Origin of the sequence: Candidatus Poriferisodalis sp., from assembly GCF_965214215.1 — a bacterium.
Taxonomy (GTDB): domain Bacteria; phylum Actinomycetota; class Acidimicrobiia; order Acidimicrobiales; family Poriferisodalaceae; genus Poriferisodalis.
Genome location: NZ_CBDCBD010000002.1, coordinates 250,962 through 277,899 on the forward strand (window position 1 = coordinate 250,962; position 26,938 = coordinate 277,899).

General features: G+C 65.8%; 23 protein-coding genes. 7 read left to right on the forward strand and 16 right to left on the reverse strand.

Annotated elements, in window-relative coordinates:
- Positions 1-114: 114 nt before the first annotated feature.
- The 5 genes from ACOOF5_RS01400 to ACOOF5_RS01420 form a co-directional block, all read right to left on the reverse strand.
- Positions 115-714 (reverse strand): hypothetical protein, encoded by a 600-nt coding sequence (locus ACOOF5_RS01400; RefSeq protein WP_420435852.1) that lies wholly within the window; start codon positions 712-714, stop codon positions 115-117.
- A gap of 103 nt (positions 715-817) precedes the next feature.
- Positions 818-1,018, reverse strand: coding sequence for a DUF2283 domain-containing protein (locus ACOOF5_RS01405; protein ID WP_420435854.1), 201 nt, complete (start codon positions 1,016-1,018; stop codon positions 818-820).
- A 26-nt stretch (positions 1,019-1,044) separates the two neighbouring features.
- Entirely contained in the window at positions 1,045-1,446 is a 402-nt protein-coding gene (locus ACOOF5_RS01410) for a DUF2335 domain-containing protein (RefSeq protein WP_420435856.1), read from the reverse strand.
- On the reverse strand, positions 1,446-1,697 hold the full coding sequence (locus tag ACOOF5_RS01415; RefSeq protein ID WP_420435858.1) for a hypothetical protein: 252 nt from the start codon (positions 1,695-1,697) through the stop codon (positions 1,446-1,448). The genes ACOOF5_RS01410 and ACOOF5_RS01415 overlap by 1 nt, the downstream gene beginning before the upstream one ends.
- Positions 1,698-1,757: 60 nt before the next feature.
- Complete coding sequence (locus ACOOF5_RS01420) at positions 1,758-3,866, reverse strand: type I restriction-modification system subunit M (RefSeq protein WP_420435860.1); 2,109 nt, start codon at positions 3,864-3,866, stop codon at positions 1,758-1,760.
- A 155-nt stretch (positions 3,867-4,021) separates the two neighbouring features.
- On the opposite strand from ACOOF5_RS01420, the gene ACOOF5_RS01425 reads away from it, so the two are divergent.
- From ACOOF5_RS01425 to ACOOF5_RS01435, 3 genes are all read left to right on the forward strand, one after another.
- The gene (locus ACOOF5_RS01425) at positions 4,022-5,329 is read left to right on the forward strand and encodes an AAA family ATPase (protein WP_420435862.1); all 1,308 of its coding nucleotides are present in this window, start codon (positions 4,022-4,024) and stop codon (positions 5,327-5,329) included.
- 3 nt (positions 5,330-5,332) lie between these two features.
- Positions 5,333-5,803 (forward strand): hypothetical protein, encoded by a 471-nt coding sequence (locus ACOOF5_RS01430; protein WP_420435864.1) that lies wholly within the window; start codon positions 5,333-5,335, stop codon positions 5,801-5,803.
- Positions 5,804-5,970: 167 nt separating this feature from the next.
- Complete coding sequence (locus tag ACOOF5_RS01435) at positions 5,971-6,906, forward strand: DMT family transporter (protein ID WP_420435866.1); 936 nt, start codon at positions 5,971-5,973, stop codon at positions 6,904-6,906.
- 47 nt (positions 6,907-6,953) lie between these two features.
- On the opposite strand, the gene ACOOF5_RS01440 is transcribed toward ACOOF5_RS01435, so the two are convergent.
- The 4 genes from ACOOF5_RS01440 to ACOOF5_RS01455 all read right to left on the reverse strand — a co-directional run bounded on the left by ACOOF5_RS01440 (position 6,954) and on the right by ACOOF5_RS01455 (position 10,104).
- Positions 6,954-8,426 carry an amidase gene (locus ACOOF5_RS01440; RefSeq protein WP_420435868.1) on the reverse strand — a complete coding sequence of 491 codons (1,473 nt, stop codon included), beginning with the start codon at positions 8,424-8,426 and terminating at the stop codon, positions 6,954-6,956.
- Between the two features lie 85 nt (positions 8,427-8,511).
- Entirely contained in the window at positions 8,512-8,913 is a 402-nt protein-coding gene (locus tag ACOOF5_RS01445) for a type II toxin-antitoxin system VapC family toxin (protein WP_420435870.1), read from the reverse strand.
- Entirely contained in the window at positions 8,910-9,152 is a 243-nt protein-coding gene (locus tag ACOOF5_RS01450; protein ID WP_420435872.1) for a FitA-like ribbon-helix-helix domain-containing protein, read from the reverse strand. Before ACOOF5_RS01450 ends, ACOOF5_RS01445 begins: the two co-directional genes overlap by 4 nt.
- A 136-nt stretch (positions 9,153-9,288) precedes the next feature.
- On the reverse strand, positions 9,289-10,104 hold the full coding sequence (locus ACOOF5_RS01455; RefSeq protein WP_420435874.1) for an enoyl-CoA hydratase-related protein: 816 nt from the start codon (positions 10,102-10,104) through the stop codon (positions 9,289-9,291).
- A gap of 229 nt (positions 10,105-10,333) precedes the next feature.
- Here ACOOF5_RS01455 and ACOOF5_RS01460 point away from each other — a divergent pair, with 229 nt between their 5' ends.
- The 3 genes from ACOOF5_RS01460 (at position 10,334) to ACOOF5_RS01470 (ending at position 12,567) form a co-directional block, all read left to right on the forward strand.
- Positions 10,334-11,086 (forward strand): dienelactone hydrolase family protein, encoded by a 753-nt coding sequence (locus ACOOF5_RS01460; protein WP_420435876.1) that lies wholly within the window; start codon positions 10,334-10,336, stop codon positions 11,084-11,086.
- Positions 11,087-11,169: 83 nt separating this feature from the next.
- Entirely contained in the window at positions 11,170-11,904 is a 735-nt protein-coding gene (locus ACOOF5_RS01465; protein ID WP_420435878.1) for an SCO6745 family protein, read from the forward strand.
- A gap of 9 nt (positions 11,905-11,913) precedes the next feature.
- Entirely contained in the window at positions 11,914-12,567 is a 654-nt protein-coding gene (locus tag ACOOF5_RS01470) for a nitroreductase family protein (RefSeq protein WP_420435880.1), read from the forward strand.
- A gap of 19 nt (positions 12,568-12,586) precedes the next feature.
- Here ACOOF5_RS01470 and egtD read toward each other — a convergent pair whose 3' ends face one another.
- Together egtD and egtB are read right to left on the reverse strand one after the other, a co-directional pair.
- Entirely contained in the window at positions 12,587-13,630 is a 1,044-nt protein-coding gene (gene egtD / locus ACOOF5_RS01475; protein WP_420435882.1) for an L-histidine N(alpha)-methyltransferase, read from the reverse strand.
- A complete protein-coding gene (egtB, locus tag ACOOF5_RS01480; protein WP_420435884.1) occupies positions 13,630-14,937 on the reverse strand; it encodes an ergothioneine biosynthesis protein EgtB in 1,308 nt (435 codons plus the stop codon). The genes egtD and egtB overlap by 1 nt, the downstream gene beginning before the upstream one ends.
- Positions 14,938-15,161: 224 nt before the next feature.
- Between egtB and ACOOF5_RS01485 the strand changes: the two genes are divergently transcribed.
- On the forward strand, positions 15,162-18,629 hold the full coding sequence (locus tag ACOOF5_RS01485; RefSeq protein WP_420435886.1) for a carboxyl transferase domain-containing protein: 3,468 nt from the start codon (positions 15,162-15,164) through the stop codon (positions 18,627-18,629).
- 93 nt (positions 18,630-18,722) lie between these two features.
- Here ACOOF5_RS01485 and ACOOF5_RS01490 read toward each other — a convergent pair whose 3' ends face one another.
- The 5 genes from ACOOF5_RS01490 to ACOOF5_RS01510 all read right to left on the reverse strand — a co-directional run bounded on the left by ACOOF5_RS01490 (position 18,723) and on the right by ACOOF5_RS01510 (position 26,905).
- Positions 18,723-21,245 (reverse strand): CaiB/BaiF CoA transferase family protein, encoded by a 2,523-nt coding sequence (locus ACOOF5_RS01490; protein WP_420435888.1) that lies wholly within the window; start codon positions 21,243-21,245, stop codon positions 18,723-18,725.
- Between the two features lie 49 nt (positions 21,246-21,294).
- The gene (locus tag ACOOF5_RS01495) at positions 21,295-23,832 is read right to left on the reverse strand and encodes a CaiB/BaiF CoA transferase family protein (protein WP_420435890.1); all 2,538 of its coding nucleotides are present in this window, start codon (positions 23,830-23,832) and stop codon (positions 21,295-21,297) included.
- A 91-nt stretch (positions 23,833-23,923) separates the two neighbouring features.
- Positions 23,924-24,859, reverse strand: a complete 936-nt coding sequence (locus ACOOF5_RS01500) for a hypothetical protein (RefSeq protein ID WP_420435892.1) — start codon at positions 24,857-24,859, stop codon at positions 23,924-23,926.
- A gap of 9 nt (positions 24,860-24,868) precedes the next feature.
- Entirely contained in the window at positions 24,869-25,882 is a 1,014-nt protein-coding gene (locus ACOOF5_RS01505; protein ID WP_420435894.1) for a hypothetical protein, read from the reverse strand.
- A gap of 66 nt (positions 25,883-25,948) precedes the next feature.
- The gene (locus ACOOF5_RS01510; protein ID WP_420435896.1) at positions 25,949-26,905 is read right to left on the reverse strand and encodes a hypothetical protein; all 957 of its coding nucleotides are present in this window, start codon (positions 26,903-26,905) and stop codon (positions 25,949-25,951) included.
- Between the last annotated feature and the right edge of the window lie 33 nt (positions 26,906-26,938).

A 26,938-nucleotide genomic window follows, 5' to 3' on the forward strand; every position in this document is an offset into this window, starting at 1 on the left:
TGCTCTTCACCAGCACTTCGCGGATGCCTACAGGCACCCATCAGGGCTCGCAAGCGGCTGGGCACCATCAAGCCACCGGTCATCCGGGCCCCAAATCTGCTGGCGGAATTACGCTCACGACGATCGCGAAATGAGCTTCGGGCGGCCCCACGGGAACAGCATCTCTTCGGCGCACTGCTCGAACCCCGAGCGAACTTTGGGGTCAAGCTGCGTGAACGTGCGTGCTGCTTCCGCAAGCTCGTCCTCCGGGATGTCCCAAACCTCAAAGCAAGCCCGGCTGAGTTGATCTGCACTGGCAGCAAGAGCGAGGTCGTAGACCATGCGCAGCGTGACCCACGCGGTGGCATATGCATTCTCGAGCCAGTGCTGGGTGATCTCGATGGCCTTCAATTCCCCGTGCTCGCCGCCCCACAGACGACCATCGTCGTCGAGGTCGGCATGGGCAAGGCAGTTTCGATTGTCCACGCACCTCTTGATCCATTCGAGAGCCTTGTCGGTGTGGACGAACTCGTTCACACCCGGATCGCGGCACCACTCTTGGCACCGGTGCCTCAGTTGACCGGCGGTGAGCTGCGTCCAGTCCCCGTCTGCGAATATCGGCAAGGTGTTCCTCAGCAGGCTCTCCACGCCGTACTGGATCTTCCAGAATCGGCCGACCATCTGCCAGATCGGCTCAAGCGGAGGCCATTCCGCCGCCGATTCCGCTTGATCCACGACGGCCATCCTATTTCGTCCGCTTGGGGAATTGAGCGCCTGAATCAGCGCAGCGACAGCATCAGCGCGGCCACACGAGACCGGCGCTGCGGCGGGCCCGCTGCTACGCGGTTTCGGACTGAGACGCGTCGAGGTTGAGGTCGGCTGATCTCGACGACACGTTCAGCATCTCGATGCCGACTACCTGCTCGGCACAGTTGAAATCCAGGATGACGCCGGGCGCTACCTCCAATGTGTCCACGACCGCTGACTCGTCGAGCCGGAAGTACAGGGCGTCGTCTTCCTTGTTGAATCGCAGCCTCATCGTTCACGTTGCGCTCTTCCGATGAATCATGGCGAAGAGGTGTCCCGGCGGCCGATGACGAACAGGGCTACGAGCGCAACCATGTCAATCGACCCAAGCACCGCACCCTCGACAGCGTGGCCGTCACGGATGAGCCACACCGAGGCCGCCAAGAACAGGACGGCAATAGCAAAACCGGCAACCAGCCCCATGGCAGAACGGCGAGCCCGCTCCGCATCCATTCGGTGCCGGTGGGCCCGCTCAGCATCGGCTGCGTCGACAATCCGAAGTACCAGTTCCGGACTGATGTCACCGTATGCCGCGAGGTCTTCGGGCGTAGGCAAGGGGCCGATGCGATAAGCGGCCGCATAGCGCTCCACCGAGACCTGGCCTGCTCGCATGGGCTCCCGCCCGTCGCTGTCGGCCGCGGCAGGCAGGTCGTCGGACATCACGACGTCGGGTGCTTGACCGGAGGCTGGCCCATGGCCCGCCGCATGTCGTTGCCTACAGCCCACCAGTCCGCCTCGAGCCGGCTGGCATCGGACGGGTGGCGCGTCGTCGTGATGCCTCGTCGGCCGAGCCTGCCCCCGAAGTCAAAGATGAGGGCTGCGCCGTGCAAGAAATCCCTGAGTGGCGAGCGGCGGGTGCCGCCCTCCTGCTCGGTCAGCGATGCCCGGCGATCGGAGAACGTCTCGCTCACGGTCGTTCCTCCCGGCAGTCGTGGCAATCAAGTCTGACGGTATCGCGTAGCCCAGCCGCTTCACGAAGTGACCTCGGCGAGCAGTTGTGCGATTTCGGTTTCGAGGGTCCGCAGGTCGGCTTCGATGACTTCGAGCGGGCGAGGCGGTTCGTAGACGTAGAAGTGGCGATTGAGAGGGATCTCGTAGCCGATCTTCGTCCTGTCATGGTCGACCCAGGCGTCGGGGACGTGCGGGAAGACCTCGCGCTCCATGTAGTCGTCGATGTCCTCGCCGAGCGGGACGATCTCGGTGTCTCGCAGACCGGTGTCGGGCTCGGGGTTGCCATGGCGGTCTTCACAGACGGCGGCCCCGGGGTCGCGTTCGCTGAGCGCGGCGAGGACGGCGTTGCGCTCGGGTGCGGACAGCTTGACGCTGTGCGCCTCGGCGGCGGCTCGCAGCCGTGCGGTGAATTCGTCGCGGTTCGTGATGGTCACGCCGTCGGTGGTCTCGGCGAGGGTTGCGAGCGTGTCGCGGATGGCTTGCTGGCGCTTCAGCCCGTCGGCGACTTCGGCGTCGTGAGCCTTCCCTTCACGCTTCTTGCTCTTGGCGAGGTTGACGAACGCACGCTCACCTTCGATGCGAGCGATGCGCTCGGAGGTGGCGGCGAAGTTCAGCCGCAGCGGCCGCTCGACGGTGATCTTGCGGTACCCGAAATCGGAGTCGTCGAAGACCTTGCTCACGACTCTCGGCCGAGTGCGCGGCTCATGGGTGACGGGGTCTTCGTCGGTGACGTCGCGTGTCTCGCCGTCGGTGAAGCTGCCGTGGATGCGGGTCAGGTCGTCGATCTGGTCGGGCGAGAGTTCTTTTCGCTTGTTGCCGAGGCTGCGGCGCATCTTGACGTAGAACTCGCGGCCGTCGATCAACTGCACTTTGCCTCGGCGGTGATCTTCCTTGCGGTTCGTCAGCACCCAGATGTAGGTGGAGATGCCGGTGTTGTAGAAGAGCTGGTCGGGCAGGGCGACGATGGCTTCGAGCCAGTCGTTTTCGATGATCCACTGGCGGATGCTGCTCTCGCCGCTGCCCGCGTCGCCGGTGAACAGCGGCGACCCGTTGAACACGATCGCTATGCGGCTGCCCCCGGTGCCGTCGGATGCGACGGGTGCCATCTTCGACAGCATGTGCTGGAGGAACAACAGCGAACCGTCGTTGATGCGCGGCAGGCCCGCCCCGAAGCGGCCCTGGAAACCGAGCGTGTCGCGTTCTTGCTTGATGGCCTGCTGCTGCTGTTTCCACTCGACCCCGAATGGCGGGTTGGCCAACATGTAATCGAACGTCCAGCGCGAGTCGTCCGAGCGCCGCTTGAAGCCGTCATCGGTGAACGAGTCGCCCAGCCTGATGTTGTCGGCGTCGGCGCCCTTGATGAGCATGTCCGAGCGGCACACCGCCCATGACTCGTTGTTGATGTCCTGGCCAAACAGGAACGGCCGCGCCTCGGCGTTGTGGCTGCGCAGGAAGTCCTCCGCGACGCTGAGCATTCCGCCGGTGCCACAGGCAGGGTCATAGATGGTCTTGACGACATTGGCCTTGCCCAGGTCAGGCTCGGGCGACAGCAACAGGCTGACCATCAGCCGGATCACCTCGCGGGGCGTGAAATGCTCCCCGGCCTCCTCGTTGGACTGCTCCGCGCCGATGCGGATCAACTCCTCGAACACGTAGCCCATCTGCATGTTGTCCACACGCTCAGGCGACAGGTCGAGGTTCGCGAACCGCTGGATCACCTGGAACAGCCGCTGGCGCTCGGTGAGGCGGTCGACCTGGGTGCCGAAGTCGAAGCTGGCCATGATGTCTCGCACGTTCGGCGAGTACGCCGCGATGTAGGCGTTGAGGTTCGCTGCGATCTGGTCGGGGTCGTCGAGCAGCCGGGCGAAGTCGAACGGCGAGGTGTTGTAGAACGGCCGCTGCGCCGCAGCCGAAACAAGCTGGTGACGCACGTTCTCGGACTGGCGGGCATGCACCCTTGCCGCAGCGAGCACGTCGTCCTTGGTGTCAGCAAGCACGCAGTCGAAACGGCGCAGCACCGTCAGCGGCAGGATCACCTTGCGGTACTCGTTGCGCTTGTAGGGGCCGCGCAGCAGATTGCAGATGTCCCAGATGAAATTCGCCAACTCGCCGTGAGTCTGTGCGTTCACTCGATCCTCCGGCCGCGCCGCTGGGGCATGGGCTGGCCTAGCCCGTCGGCGACTGTAGTGAGGGGAACTTCAATCGGACAGGGTGTCACCGCATTCAGGAACTGATCCCCGTCAGCTTCAGTCCGCCGGTTCGGCACATCAGTACGCTTGTGGCTATGGCTGCCACGCTGGTGCAACTGAGGCTGCCAGCGTTCAAGAGCCTGCGGAAGGCCCATGTCCGTCTCGGGCCACTGACACTGCTTGTCGGTCGCAATGGCAGCGGCAAGTCGAACGTCATCGACGCTGCTGCGGTGCTGTCTGCCCTTGCGAGCGGCATGACCGTCCGAGATGCGCTCGATGGCGGTCGTGACGGGCCACTGGTGCGAGGCGGATCCGAAGGGTGCGCGCCAGTCGGCGAAGACGTCTTCAATATCGGCTGTGCTGCCAAAATCGACGACAAGATCTACTACTTGGCCGTCGCCATCTCCGTTCGGCCAAGCGTGCAGATCGTGCGAGAGCGGCTCTGGACGCAGCGCCGCGGCGGCCCGCGCCACGGTGAAGTGCAAGACCTGCTCAAGACTGATGCGCCCCGGAAGGATTCGGGTGACATCGATGCCCGCTGGGACAACCGTAAGCAGGGTCCAAACCCATTAGTGACATTTCGGGCGACGCAACTACTGACGACACAGGTGGCCACTCGAGTGCCCGCGACATCGCAGGCGGGTCGGCACATTCACAGTGTCGCCGAACACATGCTCGCAGCCCTTCGCGGGATCTTCATTCTCGACCCCATTCCGCAGCAGATGCGCGAGTACGTTCCCGAGAAGGACACTCGCCTTCGCAGGAACGCCGAGAACCTCTCCGCAGTACTCGCGAGCCTGATGCGCGATGACGGAGCACGTCGGGCCTTGTTCGAGATGACGCGGTCCCTCTCCGAGGCTCAAGTTGCTGATCTGGGCGTCGTCAGCAGCGATCTCGGGGATGTGATGACGACAATTCACGAACGGATCGGCGATGCATCGTATCCCATCCCTGCGCGCCTCATGAGCGACGGCACCCTGCGTTTTCTCGCCATTGCAGCGGCACTGCTCGAGGCTCGACCTGTCGACGATGAGTCGGCAGGCTCGGGACCGGATTCTCGACTGCTGGTAGTCGAAGAGCTTGAGAACGGCTTGCACCCGTCGCAAGTCGATTTGCTGCTAGGCCGCCTCAAGTCGGCCGCTCGGACTGGGGCGCGGACCTTGGCGACGACTCACAGCCCTGCCATTCTCGATGCGTTGGAGGGCGAAGATCACGAAGGAGTCATTGTCTGCAGCCGCGATTCGGATGGGTGGACGCAGTCCACGCGTCTCACCGACTTTTCTGACTACTTCGAGGTGATCGGCGGTGGGCCGCTGGGAACTTCGGCAATTCGGGATCGACTGCGACCGCGTGAACACATGCCAGCGCAGCAACGTTCGCTCGTCGATGTACTTGGGCTCTGATCGGTGCCCATCCGCAAAGCAGTGGTGTTTGTCGATAGCTCAGTGCTGATGCGCCTCATCGGCATGGACGGCGACGCTGCGGCACGCGAAACAGCGGAACAATTCGAGGATCGGATTGCAGCCGGTCAACAGTTCGTCATTCCGGTAACGGCGATTGTGGAGGTCGGCAATCTGATTGCTCAGCAGTCGTCCAACCGCCGGAAACTCGCTGAGCGACTCCAAGAAGTCCTTCGGGCGGCACAGGCCGCTGATCCTCCGTGGATCATTCGTGCGGTGACCATGGACCAGCAGTTCATTCAGGAACTACTTGACGGAAACTCGACCGGTTCGGATCTGGTGACGCTCATCGGCGACGGTCGTCTCGGCACCGGCGATGTCGCCCTTCTCGTGGAGCGCGACCAATTCCTCCGTGGGACGCAGTACACGAGCGCCGAAGTATGGAGCTTGGACCAAGAGCTCACGGCCTACAGCTGATTGCTGGCACGCGCTGTGGCGCGCATCTCGCGCAGGACATCAGCAATTTCGGCACCGTACTCGCCTGCTCGCTGAGACGTAGTGTTCGCCACAGCACTTCTTGGGGTCGGCTCGGCATGCCCGCGGCCGTGACTTGCTAGCTGGAACGGCGGGGCTGGAGCACGCACATGGCCGACAACGGATCGGGGTCGGCGCCGGGGGTGCCGTACGGGGGGCGCGGCGCACCCGCGCTGTCCGAACGTGCGCTCGGTGTGCCCGCCGCCGCTGTGGCGATGGTGGGGTGGGCGGCTTCGGGCGTGATCTCCAAGGGCATCTCCGAGCTCGGGCCGTTGGCCGTCGTGTTCTGGCGGATGTGGCTCTACACGGGCTTGGTCGCGCTGTTTCTGTGGGCGAACCGCACCCCGCTGCGACTGTCTTCGATCAAGATCTCGTTCTGGGGCGGGTTCTCGCTGGCGTTCGACATCATGCTGTTCTTCGTCGCTCTGCGGCTGACCACGGTCGCGAACGCCACGGTGGTCGCATCGCTGCAGCCATTGCTGATGCTCTTCTTGGCGCCACGGATCTTCGACGAGCAGCCGGGCCGCCGCCATTGGGGCCTGGCGCTGGTGGCGATCGGCGGCATCGTGATCGTGGTGGTGGGCTCTTCGGGGCTCTCGGAGTGGAGCGTGTACGGCGACCTGCTGGCCTTCGGCGCCCTGTTCGCGTGGACGGGCTACTTCGTGTGCTCAAAGCTCAGCACGCAGAAGATCGCAGCAGCGCAGTACACGGGCGGCAGCGCGCTGGTGTGCTCGCTGGTGGCAACGCCGTTCGCGCTCGCCTCGGGGCAGGTGTTCGACTGGCCATCTTCAGGGGCGTGGCTGTGGCTGGGCATCATGGCCATCGGGCCGGGACTCGCCAGCCACATGCTGATGAATTGGTCGCTGGTGCGGATCCCGTCGTGGCTGGGCTCCACGATGACGCTGGCCATCCCCGTCACCAGCACGCTGATGGCCTGGGTGTTCCTGGGCGATCAGGTAACGCTGTGGCAATTCGTCGGGATGGCCGTGGTGATGTTCGCGCTCGCAGCAGTGGTGCTCGACCAGTCCCGCACGAAGCTGACATAGAACTGGCGGAGACGGATGCAGCCGGCGCTGCGAAAGCTCAGGTTCAATCAGCGAGCGGCGTGGATGGGCGGGCGGCGCTGCGACCAAGGCGCGGCCTGTTCCATCTGGGCGGCAACCCGCAGCAACACGTCCTCACGGCCAGGTGCGGCCACCAGCTGGATGCCGATGGGCAGGCCCTCGGGTGACATGCCTTCAGGCGTTCCCAACGGCACCGAGATGGCGGGCTGGCCGCTGACGTTGAACTGTGGCAGGTACGGCGTGACCTTGGCCAGCCGCCTAGTGAGCGTCCGTTCGTCGCCCTCGACGAGATGGCCGACGCGTGGCGGGACGACGCCAAGCGTGGGCGTCAACAGCAGGTCGAAGCCGTCGCCAAGACCGGGCGCTGGATTCCACCACTGCACGATCCGGCGGGTGAATTGGTGCAGGCGCTCCCGGCTAGCCAGCACGTCTGGCGCGCTGATCTTGGTACCGCGCTGGTAGTTGATCCACGCGACCGGCTCGACATCGCCTTCGGCCCACGGTCGGCCCAGCACGCCTTCGAGGGACCGCAGAGTTGCCGTTGCGCTGGCGCGCATGATGCGCACGTAGTCGTACATGTAGTCGTTGGTGGCCATCGGTTCGGGCCGCGCTGTCTCCACCCGGTGGCCGAGGCCGTCGAGCAGGCCAGCTGCGGCCTCGGTGGCCTGCGTGCATGCAGGATCGGTGTCTTCGAAGGGGATGGTCGAGCTGACCCCGATGCGCAGCCGGCCTGGGTCTTGGCCGACCTCGGCCACATAGCCAGAGGGCGGCGCCGGGTGCGCTGGCGCGTACGGATCGCCGGGCTCAGCGCCGGCGAGCACGTCGAGCGCCAGCGCCGCGTCGCGCACCGTGAGGGCAACGGCCCCGTCGGTGGTGCCGCCTCCCCAGGCCTCCCCGGCGGGGGCGTTGGAGATCCGCCCTCGAGAAGGCTTGAGACCGACGAGACCGTTGGCGCTGGCGGGAATACGGATCGAGCCGCCGCCGTCGCTGGCATGGGCGATGCGCACGATGCCCGCCGCCACTGCGGCCGCCGCTCCCCCGCTCGACCCCAGCACCGTGTGGTCGGTGTTCCACGGGTTGCGTGTGGGCCCGTAGAGATGTGTCTCGGCAGCGGCGGGGCACTGGCCGCCGCCGAGTTCGGGGCTGTGCGAGTGACCGATGCTGATGGCACCCGCTTCGGCCCAACGGCGAGCGACCGCCCCGGTCTCGGGATAGCGAAAGTCCAGCTCTGCCAGACGACGGTTGCCCTGGTAACCGGGCTCGCCCTCGGCCGGACAGAACAGATCCTTCAACGCAATCGGCACGCAAGCGAGCAAGCCTGACGATGCTCCGCCTGCATCGAGCTCGGCCGCCCGTTGACGGGCAGCATCAAACGTCTGCTCAACGATCGCGTTGATCGTCGGATTCACCTGCTCACAACGCGCAATGGCGTCCTCAACGGTTGTGGCAGCGTCGATATCGCCGGCTCGCACCTGCTCAGCCAGTGCGGTCGCGTCGTTCATCCTCACCCCGGTCGTCGTGGGGCCACCGCTCGCTGTGCCAGCCCGTAGCCCCGCCGTCAACGGCGCAGTCTCGCGCAGCCAGCGTCTAGGCGGCCGAGCCGAACAGCTCCACTTCGCACTCGATGCCTGGGGCGCGGGCAAGGCGCACGTCTCTGGTCAGCAGAGTCGCGCCGGTCTGCTCAGCGAGCGCAACATAGGAAGCGTCGTAGGCGGACACGTTGTGACGCAGTTCCCAGCAACGTGCCAGCAATGGTTCGTGCGCAACTCGGATGATCTTCAGGCTCAGCAGCTTCTGCAGACCTCGCCGGGCAACTCGTTCCGATAATTCGCCGCGCGTACACATCGACCTCAGTACGTGTGTGACCTCGAGGTCGAGGATGTGCGGCGCAAGCGATCGGTCTTGATGGATCCGCAACAGGGCCGAGGTGCCCCGGTCACCGAATTCGGCAACAGCGGGCACCGCGACGCTGGCGTCGACAACGATCACTCTGCGTCACGGTGTGCGCGGATGATCTCAACGACGAGATCGAGATCAAGTTCCTGCTCGCCGTAGGTCAGGGCGTCGGCACGCTGACGTACCAGCAATTCCTCCATGCTCGTCAACTCGGCCTCACGGCAGACAGTCGCCAACATGTATTGCTGCAGCGACTGGCCTGCATTGGCTGCGCGCTGCTGGAGCTTCTCGTGCACCTCGTCGGGGACGTGCCTGACCTGGATCGTCGCCATCGCGCAATTCTAGCGCTGGAGTAGCGCTACCAGCGCTGTTTTAGCGCTATCGCCTGCTCTTGCTCCTGCGCACATTTGCGCAGCTGAGTAATCGGCGTGGATGAATCCTGAAGCTCGCCGTGCACGGCGAGGCTGATCAGCGGCCTTGCCAGTTGGGTTGGCGTTTCTCGGCGAAGGCTCGGGGGCCCTCTTTGACGTCCTCGCTGGCCATCAGGCGGGCGACTGCCGGGTAGGGGTGGTGGAACGCTTCGCCGAGCGGCATGTCGAGCCCGCGCATCGCAGCCTGCTTGGTGGCCTGGATGGACAGCGGCGCGCACCGCATGATGTCGTCGATCAGCCGATCGGTTGCTGCGTCGAGCTCGTCGTAGGGCACGGCGTCGTTCACGATGCCCAGCTCAAGCGCCCGTTGCGCGCTCATGGTTCGGGCCGTCAGCAGGTACTCCATGGCCAGCTTCATCGGGATCTGGCGGGGCAGACGATGCACTCCCCCGCCGCCGGCATACAAGCCGCGCAGCGGCTCGGTCAGCCCGAACTGGGCATGGTCGGCCGCCACGACGAGATCGCACGCCATTGCCACCTCGAAGCCGCCGCCCAGTGCTACGCCGTTCACCTGTGCAATCAGCGGCTTGGGATAGTCGAAGCGCTCGATCAGCCGGGTCACCTGGCTCATCAGCTCGCGGTCCGCAGCCTGGGTGGCCTCGTCGGACTGGCGAATCATCGACAGATGCTTGAGGTCGCGGCCAGCGCAGAAGGCCTGGCGGCCCACCCCGGTGATGACCATCAGCCACACGTCGTCGTCGGCCGCGGCGTGGTCCAGGATGTCGGACCATTCCTTGTGCGCCGGCGTATTGATGGCATTGCGCACCTCGGGCCGGTTGATGGTGATCCGGGCCACACGCGGCCGGATCTCCTCATAGACGAAGTACTGCGGTTCGAAGTCCAGTGCCTGCATGGCCCGGGATCGTATGCCGCCGACGCTCAACCGGCCGCGGCGATGTGCCCTCGGCGCCCCCGCAAGGCGATAGGCGTGCAGGTCCGCACAAGGTGGGTCAGAGACTGCTGCGCTAGCGCTGCGGCCCCGCACGCACTACACAAGAGGCACCGCACCGGCAGCGGCCGGCATGGCGCCCGCCGGACAACGAAGCGCCGGCCCCGAGGCCCCGCGCCACAAACTCAGCAACATGGAGGCAGCGATGTTCGAAGACCACGTGTCGATCGACACAGGCGAGGGCGAGATGAGCACCTTCGTGGTGCATCCAGAGCCGAGCGAGCGCCGGCCGGGACCGTTCCCCACGGTGCTGTTCTTGATGGATGCTCCCGGCAAGCGCGAAGAACTGCACGACATGGCCCGCCGCATCGCCACGGTCGGCTACTACGTGCTGCTGCCGAACCTGTACTACCGCGACATCCCGGGCTTCATTGTCCAGCGCGACGACCCCGCCAGCCGGCAGTTCATGTTCGAGCTGATGACCAACCTGTCCAACGCGATGGTCTCACGTGATGCTGCGGCCCTGATGCGCTATGCCGACGCTGACCCGGCTGCCAGCATCGAACGGGTCGGCACCACCGGGTACTGCATGACCGGTCCGATGGCGATCTGGCTGGCCGCTGACTACCCCGACACGATCACCGCAGCGGCATCTATTCACGGCGTGAGATTGGCCGTAGACGCCGACGACTCGCCCCACCTTCGGGCGCCCGACATCCACGGCGAGGTGCTGGTGATGTCCGCCGAGCACGACGACTACGTCGACCGGGCGCACTACGACCGGCTCTGCAAAGCCTTCGCCGACGCCGGGACCGACGCTCAGACGTATTGGGTCGACGACACCCACCACGGCTTCGTGTTCCCCCAGCGGCCGGTGTTCGACAAGCCTGCCGCCGAACGGCACTGGGAGCTGCTGCTCGACATGTTCGCCCGCCGCCTGCACTAAGACCGTCAGCGGATAGGCACACACGTCATAGCTGCGGAGGCGGCAGGAGCGGGCCACGCTGCGCGATGCCACACTGTCGCCCTATGGAAACACGAGATCTTGTCCAACAGGTATGCCCGCCCATCGCTTCGATGGGTTCGATGTTCTATTTCGACCCTGGAACGCTGGAGCGCGGCAAGGAAGCAGGCCTCGATGGCTTCCGCCTGTACATGCTGGGTCGGGGCGGGGTGCTCGGCGATGTCGAAGCGGCTGTGGTGCACAGCGCATTCGGCTACTTCAACCCCGGTCTCGTAGCGAAGATCTGGAATTCGGCCCGGGAAACGATGGCGCCGCGTGACGGCGGCCGGCTCTACATGGAGTGCGCCGCCACCTTCGGTTCATCCAAGCTCGACGGCGTCGAAGGCCTCGATGCGTTCAATGCCGCCGCCGACAAGGTGATCGACGCCGGACTCGTCGACAGTTCCGCACAGGCGCTCTTCGCCGCAATCGCATCCGAGCCCCGCAACGACGACCCCGCGGCGCGTGCATTTCAGAACGTGGCCGTGCTGCGAGAGCTGCGCGGCAGCCTGCACCTCGTTGCCATCGTGGCATCGGGCCTGTCGACCGAGATGGCTCACCGGGTGCGCCGACCCGATGACGTGGAGATGTTCGGCTGGTCGGACGACGCGCAGGTCACCGACGAGCATCGGGTGCAATGGGAAGCCGCCGAAGCCCTCACCGACAACCTCGTTGCGCCGATCTATGGCGTGCTCGACGACGCCGAGGCTCAGGCTCTCGCCGACGGCGTGGCTGCCATCGCAGCTGCCCTCGGCGCCTAACGCCCCGACATGACGCTCTCGCTCGGCGCCGACGAGGTGCTGGCCACTACCCGGGCCGTACGGCGCCGGCTCGATTTCGACCGGCCAGTCGATGACGCAACGCTGCGCGAATGCCTCGAGCTGGCGCTGCAGGCTCCCACCGGATCGCTGCGCCAGGACTGGCACTTCGTCGTCTCGACCGATCCGGAGCAGTGCAGCGCCGTCGGGGCGATCTACCAAGAAGTCTGGCTCGGCCGCATCGACGACAACTACCTGGCCAAGGCCGCAGCCGCCGAGACCGACCCCGCCGCGAGAGCCGACTGGGTCCGGATGATGGACTCAGCCCGCTACCTGGCGGAGAACTTTCCGCGCGCGCCCGCGATCTTTGTTCCCTGCATCGAAGGTCGCCTCGACGGAGCTCCTGCGGGGCTGCAGGCACTGCGCTGGGGCTCGGTCATCCAGGCGGCGTGGAGCTTCTGCCTAGCGGCACGCAACCGGGGCCTGGGCACCTGCTGGACGACCGTGCACCTGGCCCGCGAGCAGGAAGTGGCCGAGATCCTGGGCATTCCCTACGACGACGTGCAGCAGGTGGCTCTGCTGCCGGTGGCTCACACCGTCGGCACCGGATTCAAGCCAGGCCGCCGCAAGCCGTTCGACCAGTTCGTCCACCTCAACGGCTGGTAGCGGCCAGCGCGCCAACCGTTCAGTCTCGCCGTACCCGCCGAGCCAGCGTGAGGGCGTAGTCGCCGTCTGCGTCGGTCCACATGCGTTGGGTGACCAGGCCCGCCGCGCCGAGCTCAGCGCGGACACCCTCGGGTCGGAACTTGGCGCTGATCTCGGTGCGCATTCGCTCACCAGCTGCGAAGTCGACGGCCATCTCCAGGGCCGGGATGTGGACCCGCTGGTCACGAGTTGCGCACAAGCGCATCTCGATCCACTCGTTGGCAGCATCGAATACGGCTTCGTGCTTGAAGGCATCGAGGTCGAAGTCTGCGCCGAAGCAGCGGTTGAGCACCGACAGCACATTGAGGTTGAACTGCGCCGTCACGCCTGCTGCGTCGTCGTACGCCGCAACAAGACGGTCCGATTCCTTGACGAGATCGGTGCCCAACAGGAATGTGTCGCCTGTCTGCATCGACGCAGCGACGGCATTGAGAAACGCCGGACGATGCGCAGGCGCAAAGTTGCCGATCGTGCCGCCGAGCAGCATCACCATGGCCGGCGGGCGCGGCGACGGGTCCCCGAGGCGCTCTGGCTCTTCGAGCGGCAGGTGTCTGAGGTGATGTTCGAAATCGCCCACGACGCCGTGTACGCGAAGACCCGGGTAGGCCTCGGCCAGTTCCGAGGCCGCATTCCGCAGGGTGGCCTCACTGTTGTCGAACGGCACGTACCGACTGAGCTGACCGACGGCCGCGAACGCATCGAGCAGGATGCGCGTCTTCGTCGATGTGCCGGATCCGAGCTCAACGAGACAGTCGGCTCCCGAGGCCGCCACGATGGCATGGGCTTCCCGTTCGAGAATCTCCCGCTCGCGACGGGTCGGGTAGTACTCGTCGAGGCGGGTGATCTGATCGAAGAGCTCGCTGCCGCGATCGTCGTAGAACCACTTCGGCGGCAGCTCCTTCGGGCTCGACGACAGGCCGACCGAAACGTCTGCGCGCAACTCCCGATCCGCCCATCCGGCCTCGAGCCAGTTGTCGATCACCGTTCCCTCGGCGGGAAGCGTCTCGAGGTTCGGGTGCGTCATCAGGCGTCGGCAGCGAGACGCAGGCCCGAGAAGTGCCAGCGGGTGTGGGGGTGGAAAAAGTTGCGATAGGTGGGACGGATGTGACCCTCGGGCGTCGCGCAGCAACCGCCGCGCAGCACCATCTGGTTGATCATGAACTTGCCGTTGTATTCGCCCACAGCGCCGGGGGCCACACGAAAGCCGGGGTATGCGGAGTACGGGCTGGATGTCCACTCCCAGACGTCGCCGTACATCTGCATCAGCGGCGACGACCCCGGTGCGCCGGCTGCCGGCGACGCGGGCGACGGGGCCGGATGCAGGCCGGCGCCTGCTCCGATGTTCCCGGCCTGAGCCACGCCTTGCACGGCGTGCTCCCATTCGAACTCGGTGGGAAGCCGGGCGCCTGCCCAGCGAGCAAATGCATCAGCCTCGTAGTACGACAGGTGACACACCGGCTCGTCGCCCACGACGCCCTTGAGCCCTTCGAGGGTGAACACCTGCCAGCCGTCATCAGCGACGTACCAGTACGACGGCGATTCCCAGCCGTGGGCCATCCGCTGGCCCCAGCCATCGGAAAGCCACAGCGTCGGCGTGTCGTAGCCGCCGTCGACCATGAACTCCAGCCACTGTGCACAGGTCACCGGGCGGTCGGCCAGCCGGAACGGCTCGATCAGCACCCGGTGACGAGGCACCTCGTTGTCGAATGAGAAACCGCACCCGTCGTGACCGATGCTCGCCTCGCCGCCGTCGAAGTTCGCCCAGCGGGTCTGGCTCGTACATGGCGTCACCCGGCTGGCCACCTGTGGTGCTGGTGGAGTCTGTGGTGCTGGTGGCGTGCGGTATGCCGGCCACAACGCCGGGTTGCACGACAACACGTGCTTGATGTCCATCAGGATCAGCTCTTGATGCTGCTGCTCGTGGTGCAGACCCAGCGTCACCAGGTCTGCGACCTCAGGTGCGACGCCGTCACCGAGCAGATCGCACATTGCCCCATCAACGTGGCGGCGGTACGCAGTCACTTCCGCACACGACGGCCGCGACAGGTTCCCTCGCTCGGGTCGCGGGTGCCGCTTGCCGACGGTCTCGTAGTAGGAGTTGAACAGGAAACCGAACGCCGGATCGTGTTCGAGGTAGCTGTCGAGGTGCGGTTTGCACACGAAGGTCTCGAAGAACCACGTGACGTGCGCCCGGTGCCATTTGGTGGGGCTCACGTCGGGCATTGTCTGGATGCACTGATCCTCGTCGCTCAGCGGTGCGGTGAGCGCATCGGTGCGCGCCCGCACTGAGCGATAGGCCGCAAGGAGGCCTGAAAGCGTGTCAATGGTCATAGCGGAGGCCATATGGCCCGCCGGAGGGTAGTGCCCCTGTATGAAGGCACTGCACACCCAGATTGGACTGCTGTTCATGTTTCGGGCGGTTGGAGAGTCGAAACCCGCATGGATCTCAAGCTGATGCGGCGCTCAATCGACGCGAACGGGGTGCGCTGCGGTAAACACGCGGACGGGAATTGCGCGCAGCGGTCGACTCGAGCGTTTCGCGGTCGCCTGCGCCGGTGGGCGACACAGTCGCAGACAGGGAGTCGGCATCGATGGGCCTCAAGAAGCTATTGATTGCGAACCGTGGCGAGATTGCCGTACGGGTCGCTCGGGCTGCCAGCGAACTCGGCATCAGCACAGTTGCAATCGCCGGCAGCGACGACGTCACGTCCCTGCACACACGTGTCGCCGACGAGTCAGTCACGCTCGAGGGGCGGGGGGTCGCTCCCTACCTCGACGTCGACCACGTCGTCCGCGCTGCTGCGGAAGCCGGTTGCGACGCCATTCATCCCGGCTACGGGTTCCTTGCTGAGAATCCCGCCCTTGCGCTGGCTGCCAAGTCCGCCGGCATCACCTTTGTCGGGCCGACCGCACCGCAGCTCGAACTCTTCGGAGACAAGCTTGCTGCGCGGGCACTCGCGCAGCAGCACCAGGTGCCACTGCTACCTGCCACCTCCGAGCCGACATCGGTCGAAGCAGCGCAAGCCTTCTTTGACGACCACGGGCCGATGATGATCAAGGCGCTCGCCGGGGGCGGTGGGCGCGGCATGCGCGTCGTCCGGTCGGCCGATGAGCTCGAGGCGGCCTACGAGCGGTGCGCCAGCGAGGCTGCCGCCGCATTCGGCAATGGCGATCTCTACGTGGAACGGCTCATTGAGCGTGCCCGCCACATCGAGGTGCAGATTGTCGGCGACGGCGAATCGGTTGCCCAACTGGGCGAGCGGGAATGCACGCTGCAGCGCCAGAACCAGAAGATCGTCGAGATCGCACCGTCGCCCACGCTTCGGCCCGAGACTCGCGAGGCGGTCTGCGATGCGGCGGTCGAGATGGCCACCGCGGTCGGCTACCGCAGCCTGGGCACTTGGGAATTCCTCATCGACGCCGACGACCCGGGCACGATCGCCTTCTGCGAGGTCAACGCCCGCATCCAGGTTGAGCACACAGTCACCGAAGAAGTCACCGGCGTCGATCTGGTGGCCGCGCAGCTGCGAATCGCCGGCGGTGCTTGCCTGGCCGATGTCGGCCTCCGCCAACCGGATGTGCCCTCGCCGCGGGGCTACGCCGTCCAGTGCCGGGTCAATACCGAGACGATGCAGCCCGACGGCACCGCCCGTCCCAGCGGCGGCGTGCTTGGTGCATTCGAGCCGCCCACCGGGCCGGGAGTTCGCACCGACACCTACGGCTACGTGGGCTACGGCACCAATCCCAGCTTCGACTCGCTGCTCGCCAAGGTGATCGCCTACAGCCCCAGCCGCGACTACGCCGATGCCGTCCGCCGTGCTCGACGGGCGCTGGGCGAGTTCCGCATCGACGGCGTAGCAACGAACCTGGGCTTCCTCGCAGCATTGCTCGACCGGCCCGAAGTGGTCGCCAACGAGCTCACCACCAGCTTCGTGGCCGACCACGCCGCGGCACTGTGCGCCGCTGCTGCGCAGACGGCAACGGTGTGGACGCCAGTCGAGGCGGTTGCCGCCGCCGGCGTTGCCGGCAGAGCGGGTGCCGTGGTCGACAACGACCCGCTGGCGGTCTTGCGCCACGGCGACATCGACGACGCTCCGGCCGACCGAGCCGCATCGGATGCAGTGCGCGCTCAAGCCATGGCGGCTGGCACAGCGTCGCTGCATGGCGTGCCGGTGGCGACGGTCACCGGCCCCGACGCCAGCATCGCGGTGGCGGCACCGCTGCAAGGCACGATCGTCTCGCTGTCGGTGGCTGAAGGCGACCCGGTGGCCGAGGGCCAGCAGGTCGCCGTAATGGAAGCCATGAAGATGGAGCACGTGGTGACCTCGACGGTCACGGGCATCGTGCGCATGGTCGGTGTGACCCCCGGCGACACGGTGTACGACGGCCACTCGCTGCTGTTCGTCGAGGAAGCCGAAGTCGACGTGGAAGTGACTGAGGCTGCCGCAGCGGTCGACCTCGACTACATCCGGCCCGACCTGGCGGAGGTGTTCGAGCGCCGCGGCTTCGGCCTCGATGAGAACCGGCCCGAGGCTGTTGACAAGCGCCACGGGCGGGGGCATCGCACCGCGCGCGAGAACATGGCCGACCTTGTCGATGCGGGCACGTTCGTGGAATTCAGCCCGCTGATGGTGGCCGCGCAGCGGCGCCGTCGCTCCATGGAGGACCTGATCGCCAACACCCAAGGCGACGGCATGGTCGCCGGCGTGGCCAGCGTCAACGGCGACCTGTTCGGCCCTGAGAAGTCCATGGCCATGGTCATGTCGTATGACTACATGGTGCTTGCGGGGACCCAAGGCGGGAACAACCACCGCAAGAAAGACCGCATGTTCGAGATCGCCGAGCACAACCGCCTGCCGGTGGTGCTGCTGGCCGAGGGAGGCGGCGGTCGACCGGGCGACACCGACGGGATCGGCGGCTCCGGTCTGGACTGCTGGGCGTTCACCTTCTTCGCGCAGCTCAGCGGTCTGGTGCCGATGGTGGGTGTGACCAACGGACGCTGCTTTGCCGGCAACGCAGTGCTGCTCGGGTGCTGCGATGTGATCATCGCGACCGAGGGCTCGAATATCGGCGTCGGCGGACCGGCCATGATCGAAGGCGGGGGCCTGGGCGTGTTTCGCCCCGAGGAAGTCGGCCCGGTCGATGTGCAATGGCCCAACGGCGTCATCGACGTGCTCGTCGCCGACGAGGCCGAGGCGATCGAGGCGGCCAAGCGGTACCTGTCGTACTTCCAGGGACCCATCGACGAATGGGAATGCCACGATCAACGCGAGCTGCGTCACGTGGTTCCCGAGAACCGGCTGCGGGCCTACGACGTGCGCGAGGTGATCGACAAGCTCTGCGATGTGGACTCGGTCATGGAGTTGCGTCGCGGCTGGGGCCCCGGCTGCGTCACTGCCCTGGCACGCGTCGAAGGACGCCCGATCGGCGTGGTGGCCAACAACAACCACCACCTGGGCGGCGCGGTCGACGCTGACACCGGCGACAAGGCCGCCCGCTTCATCCAGCTGTGCGACGCACATGACATCCCGCTGCTGTTCCTGTGCGACACGCCCGGGATCATGGTGGGCCCCCAAGCCGAGTACGAAGCCACCGTGCGTCATGCAGCCCGCATGTTCGTGACAGCGGCCAACGTGACGGTGCCGTTCATGACGATCGTGCTGCGCAAGGGGTACGGGCTCGGCGCGCAGGCCATGGCGGGCGGCAGCTTCAAGGCGCCGACGTTCACCGTGGCGTGGCCCACAGGCGAGTTCGGCGGCATGGGCCTCGAAGGCTTCGTGAAACTGGGCTATCGCCGCGAGCTCGAAGCCATCGAGGACCCCGCCGAGCGCATAGCCGAGTACGAGAAGCGCGTCGCTCGCCTGTACGACCAAGGCAAAGCCGTCAACACCGCGACATTCTTCGAGATCGACGACGTGATCGACCCCGCAGAGAGCCGCGACTGGATCCGCATGGCGCTGCTCGCCGCTCCCAAGCCGCCCCCGCGCACCGGCAAGAAGCGCCCCATGGTCGACACCTGGTAGCACTCGGTTTCGTCGAGTACTCGGTACTCGGTTTGGCCGCGCACAAGATGCTCGGAATTTCCGAGTGTGTCTGCTCTGTCTGGGTCCGTTCAATCAGGCGAGGAGTTCGGCGACGGCGAGCTCGGCTATGCGGTCGCTGTCGTAGCCGAGGACTTCGGTGAGGATGTCGAAGGTGTGCTCGCCGAGTGTTGGGCCGCCGTAGGTCACCTGTGCAGGTGTGCGCGACAGCACGAAGCGGGAAGCGTCGACGACGGTCGTGCCCTGCTTGGCGTGACCGACTTCAACCTGCTGACCCCGGTGAATGATCTGCGGGTCCGCGGTGTACTCGGGCGAGTTCTGGACGATGTGAGCCGCGACACCGACGTCCTGGAGGCGGTACATCAACGCGTTGCCGTCTTGACCTCGGGTCCACGCTGCGATGATGTCGTCCAGCTCGTCGTGACGCTCGTGACGCTGCGCCAGCGTCAGGTCTCCCAGATCGCTGCGACCCATCTGGGCTGCCAGCGAGTGCCACTGGCTGTCGTCGACGCAAGCGATCGCAATCCAGTTGTCGTCATGGGCTTGTGTCGCGCCGGTCTGGTACACGCCTTGGGGAGCAATGTGGCTGTCCCGGTTGCCCACCCGTTGAGCCATGCGGCCGTTGACCGTCTGATCGAGCAGTGCGGGGGCCATGAGGTGCAATGCCGCCTCGGCCTGGGACATGTCGATGTACTGGCCTTCGCCGGTGCGGCGCCGGTGCTCCAGCGCCCCCATGACGGCCGCCACCAGCCAGCGCGGCGACGTGTAGTCGGTGTAGGCGCCGAACGGACCGCACGGTGCGCGATCGGGCCAGCCCACCGGGTAGAAGAACCCTGAGATGGCCGCAGCCATCGTCCCGAAACCGGCCAGCATCGCGAGCGGGCCGGTCTGGCCCATCAAACAGCTCGACGCCATGATGACGTCCGGCCGACGTTCGCGGACCTGCTCCCAGCCGATCCCCCAGCCGGCCATGGCCTTGGGCGAGAACGACTCGACGATGACATCGGCCCAGTCGATGAGATCCCAGATGACATCGAGCGCCGCCGGCTTGGACATGTCGAGGCAGATGCCCCGCTTACCGGCATTCATGTTGTTGTAGAGCGCTGAGTACTCGGGATCGCCGGTGTCGTCACGGAACGGCTGCAGCGAACGGGCCACCTCGAGTCGGGTCTCGGACTCCACCCGGATGATGTCGGCGCCGTAATCGGCAAGCACCCGCGCTGCTGCGGGCCCCGCCATCGCCCACATGAAGTCGAGCACCTTGACGTTCTCGAGCGGGCGGGTTGTCGAGGGCGTGTGAGCGGATACGTCTGCGCCGGTTGCCTCGATCCGGGGACGAGTCTGCACCGCCGACTCCAGCTCCGCGAGCACGTCATCGGTGTGCTGGCCGAGCTTGGGCGGCGGGCCGAGCGGCGGCATCGGCGTGGCACCGAAACGGGCGTAACGGCCCGGATATGTCACGTCGGTCTGACCGTCCCCGTCGACGATCTGGGTGACGGTCTCCCAGTACTCGCGCGCTGCGAGCTGGTGCGAGTCGATTACCTCGTCGGTGGTGGAAACCGGCGTGATGAGCACCCGACGGCTCATCGCCGCGTCGAGCAGCTCCGCCTTCGTCTTGGTGGCGAAGAAGTCAGCCAGCACCTGCTTCAGCCGCTCGTACTCCGAGACGGGCTCGCGCCCGTCGAGCAGCATCATCGCGTACTCGGTCCAATTCTTGTCTCGTGTGGCTTCGTCGCAGAAGCCCTCCTCGCACACCCAGTCCATGAGGTTCTGCGTGAAGGCCCGAAAGCCAGGCCCGAACAGGAACGTGACCGAGGCGTGGCCGTCCGCGCACGGCCACATCAGCTGGATGTGCAGGCCCTCCACGAGCACTCCGCCTGCGTGCCTGACCGGCGGTGTGGCACCGATCGGCGTCGAGAGTGCGTACGACTGGCAAGCCTGGTTCATGCTCTGCTGCGCCGACATGTCGACGTGCTGGCCGAGCCCGGAGACTGTCTGCCGCTCCCACAGGGCGATGAGCGCTGCGCCGGCCGCTTCGGAAGCGGCGTTGTGGAACGCCTGGGGCAACAGTCCCCCGGTACGCACCGGCGCCCGATCGGAGTCGCCGGTCATGGCCATGTTCACGGCCGACGCCTGCAGCGTGATGTCCGACGCCACCCAATTCGCCTTCGGCCCGTCCGAGCCGAACGGCGTAATGGACACGTACACCAGCTCGGGATTGAGCTGCGACAGAACGTCGTAGCCGAGGCCGAGACCGTCCATGGCCCCGGCACCGGCCGACTCGATCAGAATGTCTGCCGCGCCCGCCAGCGCCTTGAGCTGCTCAGCGCCCTCGTCGGTGCGCACATCAAGCACCACGCTGCGCTTGCCACGGTTGTAGGCCCAATGGTGCAGCGACCGCTCGGGTCCTTCGACATCGCCGGCAAAGGGGGCCAGCCGTCGCGCCGATGAGCCCTCGGGCGGCTCCACCGCGATCACGTCGGCACCCATCTGGGCGAGGATCGCCCCGCACAGGTGACCGCGCTCGTCGGTCAGGTCGAGCACGCGGAATGGGCTCAGCATCGACGTGGTCTCAGAATCAGCGGGGGCGTCAGGCATCCGCACATTTCAGCACGGCTGCGCACAACAGTCTGCTACCGCCAAGCCACTACTCCAAGAGTTCGGCCACAGCCAGCTCGGCAATGCGGTCGCCGTCATAGGCGAGCGTCTCGGTAAGCACCTCGAAACTGTGCTCGCCGAGCGTCGGGCCGCCATAGGTCACCGATGCCGGTGTGCGCGACAGCACGAACCGGGTGTTCTCCACCGCCGTGGTGCCCTGCTTGCCGTGGCCGACCGCGGTGAGAAACTGGCGGTGGACGATCTGCGGATCGATCGTGAACTCCGGCGAGTTCTGCACGATGTGCGCCGCGATACCAGCCGCCTGCAGCTCAGCCATCAGCTCGTAGCCGTCACGGTCGCGGGTCCACGCAGAGATGACCTCGTCAAGTTCGTCGTGGCGCGCATGGCGCTCGCCGATGCTCAGCGACGCCAGGTCATCGCGCCCCATCGCGGCCGCCAGAGCAGCCCATTGGCCGTCATCGACGCAGGTAATCGCGATCCAGTTGTCGTCGATGTCGTCCCCTGCGGGGCTTCCCGCTGCGGTCCGGTACGCACCCTGCGGTGCGAACACCAGATCCCGGTTGCCCGCCGCCTCCCAGATGCGCCCGTTGGTGGTGCGCTCGAGCAACGCCGGCCCCATCAGGTGCAGAGCCGCCTCAGCCTGGGACATGTCGACGTACTGGCCGCGGCCGGTCTGGCGTTTGTGCTCAAGCGCCCCCATCACAGCGGCCACCAGCCAGCGCGGCGACGTGTAGTCGGTGTACGCAGCGAACGGGCCCGCCGGCGCCCGATCGGGCCACCCGACCGGATAGAAGAAGCCGGAGATCGCTGCGGCCATGGTTCCGAAGCCGGCGAGCAGCGCAAGCGGCCCGGTCTGGCCCATCAGGCAGCTCGACGCCATCACCATGTCGGGGCGGCGCTCACGCACTTGCTCCCAGCCCATGCCCCAACCGGTCATCGCCTTGGGCGAGAACGACTCCAGGATCACGTCTGCCCAGTCGATGAGGTCCCAGATGACCTCCATCGCTTCGGGCTTTGACATGTCCAGCGCCAAGCCGCGCTTGCCGGCGTTCAGATTGCTGAACAGCGCCGAACCGTCGGGATCGCCGACATCGTCGTGGAACGGCTGGATCGACCGAATCGCATCGAGCTTGTTCGCTGACTCGACACGGATGACGTCGGCGCCGTAGTCGGCCAGCACCCTCGAAGCCGCCGGGCCGGCCATCGCCCACATGAAGTCGAGCACCTTGACGCCCTCGAGTGGCGGCGAAGTAAGGGCCACCGGAGCGGCGGCAGCGGGCACTGCCGGCAGGCGTTGTGCGGCATCCAGACCGGCCAAGACCTCGTCGGTGTGCTCTCCCAACCTCGGGGAGCGGCCCAGTTTCGCCAGCGGAGTCTCGGTGAACTTCGCAAATGCGCCCGGATAGCGAATTGCCGCAGGATCGAATGAACCAGCGCCGCTGTCAGACACGACATCGCTGTGATCGACGTCCTCCCAGTACTCGCGGAAAGCGAGCTGATGGGAATCCACTACCTCGCCGGTGTTCCACACCGGCGTGATGAGCACCCGCCGGGTCATCGCCGCGTCCAGCAGCTGGGCCTTGGTTTTGGTGGCGAAGAAATCGGTGAGGATCCCCTTGACCCGCTCGTACTCCGAGACTGGCTCGCGACCGTCGAGCAGCATCATGGCGTACTCGGTCCAGTTCTTGTCCCGCGTGGCCTCGTCGCAGAAGCCCTCCTCGTGCACCCAGGCCATGAGGTTCTCGGTGAATGCTCGGAAACCCGGTCCGAACAGGAACGTCACCGAGGCATGCCCGTCGGCACACGGCCACATGAGCTGTATGTCGATGCCCTGCAGGCTGGCGCCGCCGGCGATGCGCTGCGTCACGGTCGCATTCACCGACGCGTTGAGCGTGGACGACATGGAGGCCTGGCTCATGGACCGCTGGGCGGACGTGTCGATGTGCTGGCCCAGTCCCGAGCGGGTCTGGCGGTCCCACATGGCAATCAGCGCCGCTCCGGCGCCCTCGGATGCCGCGTTGTGGAACGCCTGCGGAAGCGTGCCCCCTGCGCGAAGCGGCGCCCGGTCCGCGTCGCCGGTGATCGCCATGTTCACCGCTGAGGCCTGCAACGCCAGGTCCGAATGGGTCCAATTGGCTTTCGGGCCATCACTGCCGAACGCAGTGATCGAGACATGTATCAAGGCCGGGTTGAGCTCCGCGAGCACGTCGCGGCCCAAGCCGAGACCGTCAGCCTCGCCAGGGTCGAAGGACTCGAACACGACATCCGCGCCGGCAATGAGTGCTTTGGCACGATCGACGCCTTCGGAGGTGCGCAGATCCAGCACCACGCTGCGCTTCCCCCGGTTGTAGGCCCAATGGTGCAGCGAGCGCTCTGGATCCTCGACATCGCCCGCGAAAGGCCCGAGCCGACGCGCCGACGAGCCCTCGGGCGGTTCGATCGCGATCACGTCGGCGCCCATCTGGGCCCAGATCAACCCGGCCAGGTGGCCGCGCTCGTCGGTCAGGTCGATCACGCGGTAATCGGCCAGCACCCCAGTTGCGTCCATATTCGTTTCCCCGCTCATGGGCACATTTCAGCACGCCCACCGATGCCTGCCTGCCGGGGAGTACAACGCCTCGTCCCAACGTGAAACGGGAAGCGGTGAACCCTCGGCCTCAATTGCCGTCACTCGTGCCCCCAGCCGGGGAGGGTGCGTTGCGGAGATCCTCGTACATAATCACCTGCGCGACGGTCACGATCCCGACGGTCAACGGCCACACCAAGACGACCACGATCGCCACCGAATACGCAAATGAGAGCGGACTCGCGACAGCCACGATGAAGATGACTACCGCAAGAACCATGCGCACGACTTCAAACAGCATCACACGGCCCCAAGTCGCCAGCTTGTTGCGCCCCATGAGCCGATTCCAACGGCGCAACGATGGCAATCCAGGCTCTAGGTATGCCATGGCCCACAAGATGGCTAACAGGGGAGTAATGACTATCGAGACGACCAGCGTGACGATGTCCCACACGGTGCTCAACGGTTCTGCGACCGCAGCGAGGCCCAGCCCGACCCCCAACAGGGCTACTTGAATGACAGCGAGCGTGACATTGATCAGCAGCAGCACAGGCAGCCGACCGAGCGCGATGCTCACAGCGGTACTGCCGTCGGCATCGATACCAGCCAACTCTTGGCGCGCGATCTGGGCACTCGCCGCGGGCTGGAGAATGCTCAAGAAACTGGCCAAGAGCGCCACGAGCAACAGACCCGCTGCTTGCGGTGTGAAGGTGAAGTCGAACGACGCGAACCATGCATCGATCTGCGCAGTCGTCTGAAGCTCGCCACTGAAGAGAACGTCGATCTTTGCCCAGAATTGGCCCCCGAACAGTTCGTCCGCACCCACGTACGCGCTCACAAACGAGACAAGCCACAACGCCGAACCGAGCGTCGCGGCTACAACCAGATCGCGCCAGCGCCTGCCCACCACTCCGAAGGTGCCAACCCACAGTGCTCCCACACGGCGGTGCGCATCACGCTGCCGGTCGCCTCGCCCTGGCTCGGAAGGCGGCGGCACCGGGCGCGGCCGCGTGTCGTCGTCAGCCATGCCGAAATGCTAGGTCGGCTGGCGTAGCGGACCGGCGTCGCGGGATCCTGACGCGTCGATCAGCGTCGGGCCATCGTCTGGAGGGCGGCCTTCGGCGGCCACTCTTGCCAGGTCCACGTACAAGAGAGTGAACGCCGTCGTCAGAAGTGTCGTAGTCACGACCATGTCTACGACTGCGAATCCAAACCAAGCGAACGAGGTGATCGTCAACACAAGAAACATCGATGACGCCTGGAAGGCGACGCGGACCAATTGGCACAACAGCACCCGACCCAACGTGGCCGCGCGCTGCCCGTCAACAAGCTGTCGTGCCCGCCGGAACTTCGGCCGCCGATCTTCGACCTTGATCGCTGTGAAATACACGTTGATCTGTGGAGCGGCATACGCGATGATCCCCGCTGCGAGATAGGTCCAAGGCAACAGTCCCAACTGGTCTCGCTCCAAGAGGTACATCGGCACCGGCCAAATCAAGATCGGCACGGAGACGATCGCCACGGGAACGCCGTACACGAGATTGACGGTGATGACTCTCGGAAGTCGGCGCACCGCCAAGCGCATGGCCGATCCTGGACTCGACGTCCCATCACGCTCTCGTTGCACGACGAGATGAACCACGGCTGTGCTGAAGAGGTGGCTGCCGATCCCCATCAGTACGAACGCAAGCGTGCTCGCCAATGTCAGACGCAATGCGTATTCGGTGTTGCGACTGTCGTCGAAAACCGACTCGAACGCCCAGCGATACGCGAGCCAGACGAGCGACTGGGCTACAAGGGCAGGCAGTGACACAACGATGACGTTGCGCCAGTCTCGGAGAGCGAATCGGAGCGTGTCGCCGATGAGGGCTCGAAGCGGCCGAAGCCTCCCGTAACCGGGCTCGGACTCGGGGGGACGCGCCCAGAAGAACGGTCCAGGCGGATCGACCGGCGGATGTTCGGCCTCTGCAACCCCCTCGGCGGGCTCGGCCCGGGGGATCTGGCGGGCATTCTGCGGCGTCTCCGGCAGCGGTGGCCGCCCCAATGGCACGGGCCGACGCTAGCGAACGGGTCGACTGGGACCCGGTAACGCTGGGTCGAGACTGACCCGCCAGCGTCAGCTCGGCGAGTCGGCCTCAAGCGGGACCGGGTCGTCCCGGGTGATGAGATCGGCGTACATCAGCAGGTGGACGACCGCGCTCAGCATGAAAATGAGCGGGAAGACGACTGCGTTGATGACGAGGTCTCCGTACAAGGCGGGCAGTGGCAGCACACCCAGCGCCTCGGCAAGCCCGACAGCGATGACGTTGGCCGCTATCCCCAGCAGCATGACCCGCCCCCAGATTGCCGCCTTGCGGCCACGAATCAGCCGCCACCAGCGGCGGGGCGAGGGAATGCGAGGCTCGACGTAGGCCATCACGAAGTAGATGGTCAGCAGTGGGAAGAAGACCACAAGTGCCAACCAGGACGTCAGTAGCCAGACGATCCCGAGGGGACGTGCGAGCCACAGCAGCAGCACGCCGATACCGCACCCCGCCACGCCGATGACAAGACCGAGACCGACGAGGAAGGCGAAGACCTTAGGCAGGCGCCGCACGGAGGCCGCGAGTGTCTCACCGAAGTCGGAGGGTCGCCCCTGGACATCGTCGAGCGCCATGCGCGAGATAGCAATTTCTTGCACCAGGAAGCCCACGCAGCACGCGAGGCCGAAGGCGAAGAGCAAAACAAACGCCGCGGTCGTCGGGGTGACATCGAACGACTCGAGCCAGGCGTCAAAGTCGGCCCATACGTCAGCGGTCGGGTCGGTCAACTCCGAGATCCTGGAGAAGAACTGACCGCCGAGCAGTGCGTTCAAGCCCAAGAAGAGCATGACGAACGCCACGAGATAGCCCGCGACGCCTATGACCGTGAATTCTGCAAACGGCCGCCAGCGCCGACCGATGAGCGACAACGAATCACGGACGAGATCGGGGATCCGTCGCAGCTCACCGGGGGCGAGCGGTCGGTGATGCCATTGGGGCCGCTCAACTCCCGGCGGCAGTGCAGGCCGGGGCCGCGTGCTGTCTCCTGCCATAAATTGATGTTATGTCCACCGCGCCCACGTAAG

Coding starts and splice junctions, on each gene's coding strand:
- ACOOF5_RS01470 (WP_420435880.1), top strand. CDS start 11,914: ATGACGCTCTCGCTCGGCGCCGACGAGGTGCTGGCCACTACCCGGGCC.
- ACOOF5_RS01450 (WP_420435872.1), bottom strand. CDS start 9,152: ATGGCGACGATCCAGGTCAGGCACGTCCCCGACGAGGTGCACGAGAAG.
- egtB (WP_420435884.1), bottom strand. CDS start 14,937: ATGACCATTGACACGCTTTCAGGCCTCCTTGCGGCCTATCGCTCAGTG.
- ACOOF5_RS01405 (WP_420435854.1), bottom strand. CDS start 1,018: ATGAGGCTGCGATTCAACAAGGAAGACGACGCCCTGTACTTCCGGCTC.
- egtD (WP_420435882.1), bottom strand. CDS start 13,630: ATGACGCACCCGAACCTCGAGACGCTTCCCGCCGAGGGAACGGTGATC.
- ACOOF5_RS01440 (WP_420435868.1), bottom strand. CDS start 8,426: ATGAACGACGCGACCGCACTGGCTGAGCAGGTGCGAGCCGGCGATATC.
- ACOOF5_RS01510 (WP_420435896.1), bottom strand. CDS start 26,905: ATGGCAGGAGACAGCACGCGGCCCCGGCCTGCACTGCCGCCGGGAGTT.
- ACOOF5_RS01455 (WP_420435874.1), bottom strand. CDS start 10,104: ATGCAGGCACTGGACTTCGAACCGCAGTACTTCGTCTATGAGGAGATC.
- ACOOF5_RS01435 (WP_420435866.1), top strand. CDS start 5,971: ATGGCCGACAACGGATCGGGGTCGGCGCCGGGGGTGCCGTACGGGGGG.
- ACOOF5_RS01490 (WP_420435888.1), bottom strand. CDS start 21,245: ATGCCTGACGCCCCCGCTGATTCTGAGACCACGTCGATGCTGAGCCCA.
- ACOOF5_RS01465 (WP_420435878.1), top strand. CDS start 11,170: ATGGAAACACGAGATCTTGTCCAACAGGTATGCCCGCCCATCGCTTCG.
- ACOOF5_RS01460 (WP_420435876.1), top strand. CDS start 10,334: ATGGAGGCAGCGATGTTCGAAGACCACGTGTCGATCGACACAGGCGAG.
- ACOOF5_RS01495 (WP_420435890.1), bottom strand. CDS start 23,832: ATGAGCGGGGAAACGAATATGGACGCAACTGGGGTGCTGGCCGATTAC.
- ACOOF5_RS01425 (WP_420435862.1), top strand. CDS start 4,022: ATGGCTGCCACGCTGGTGCAACTGAGGCTGCCAGCGTTCAAGAGCCTG.
- ACOOF5_RS01500 (WP_420435892.1), bottom strand. CDS start 24,859: ATGGCTGACGACGACACGCGGCCGCGCCCGGTGCCGCCGCCTTCCGAG.
- ACOOF5_RS01410 (WP_420435856.1), bottom strand. CDS start 1,446: ATGTCCGACGACCTGCCTGCCGCGGCCGACAGCGACGGGCGGGAGCCC.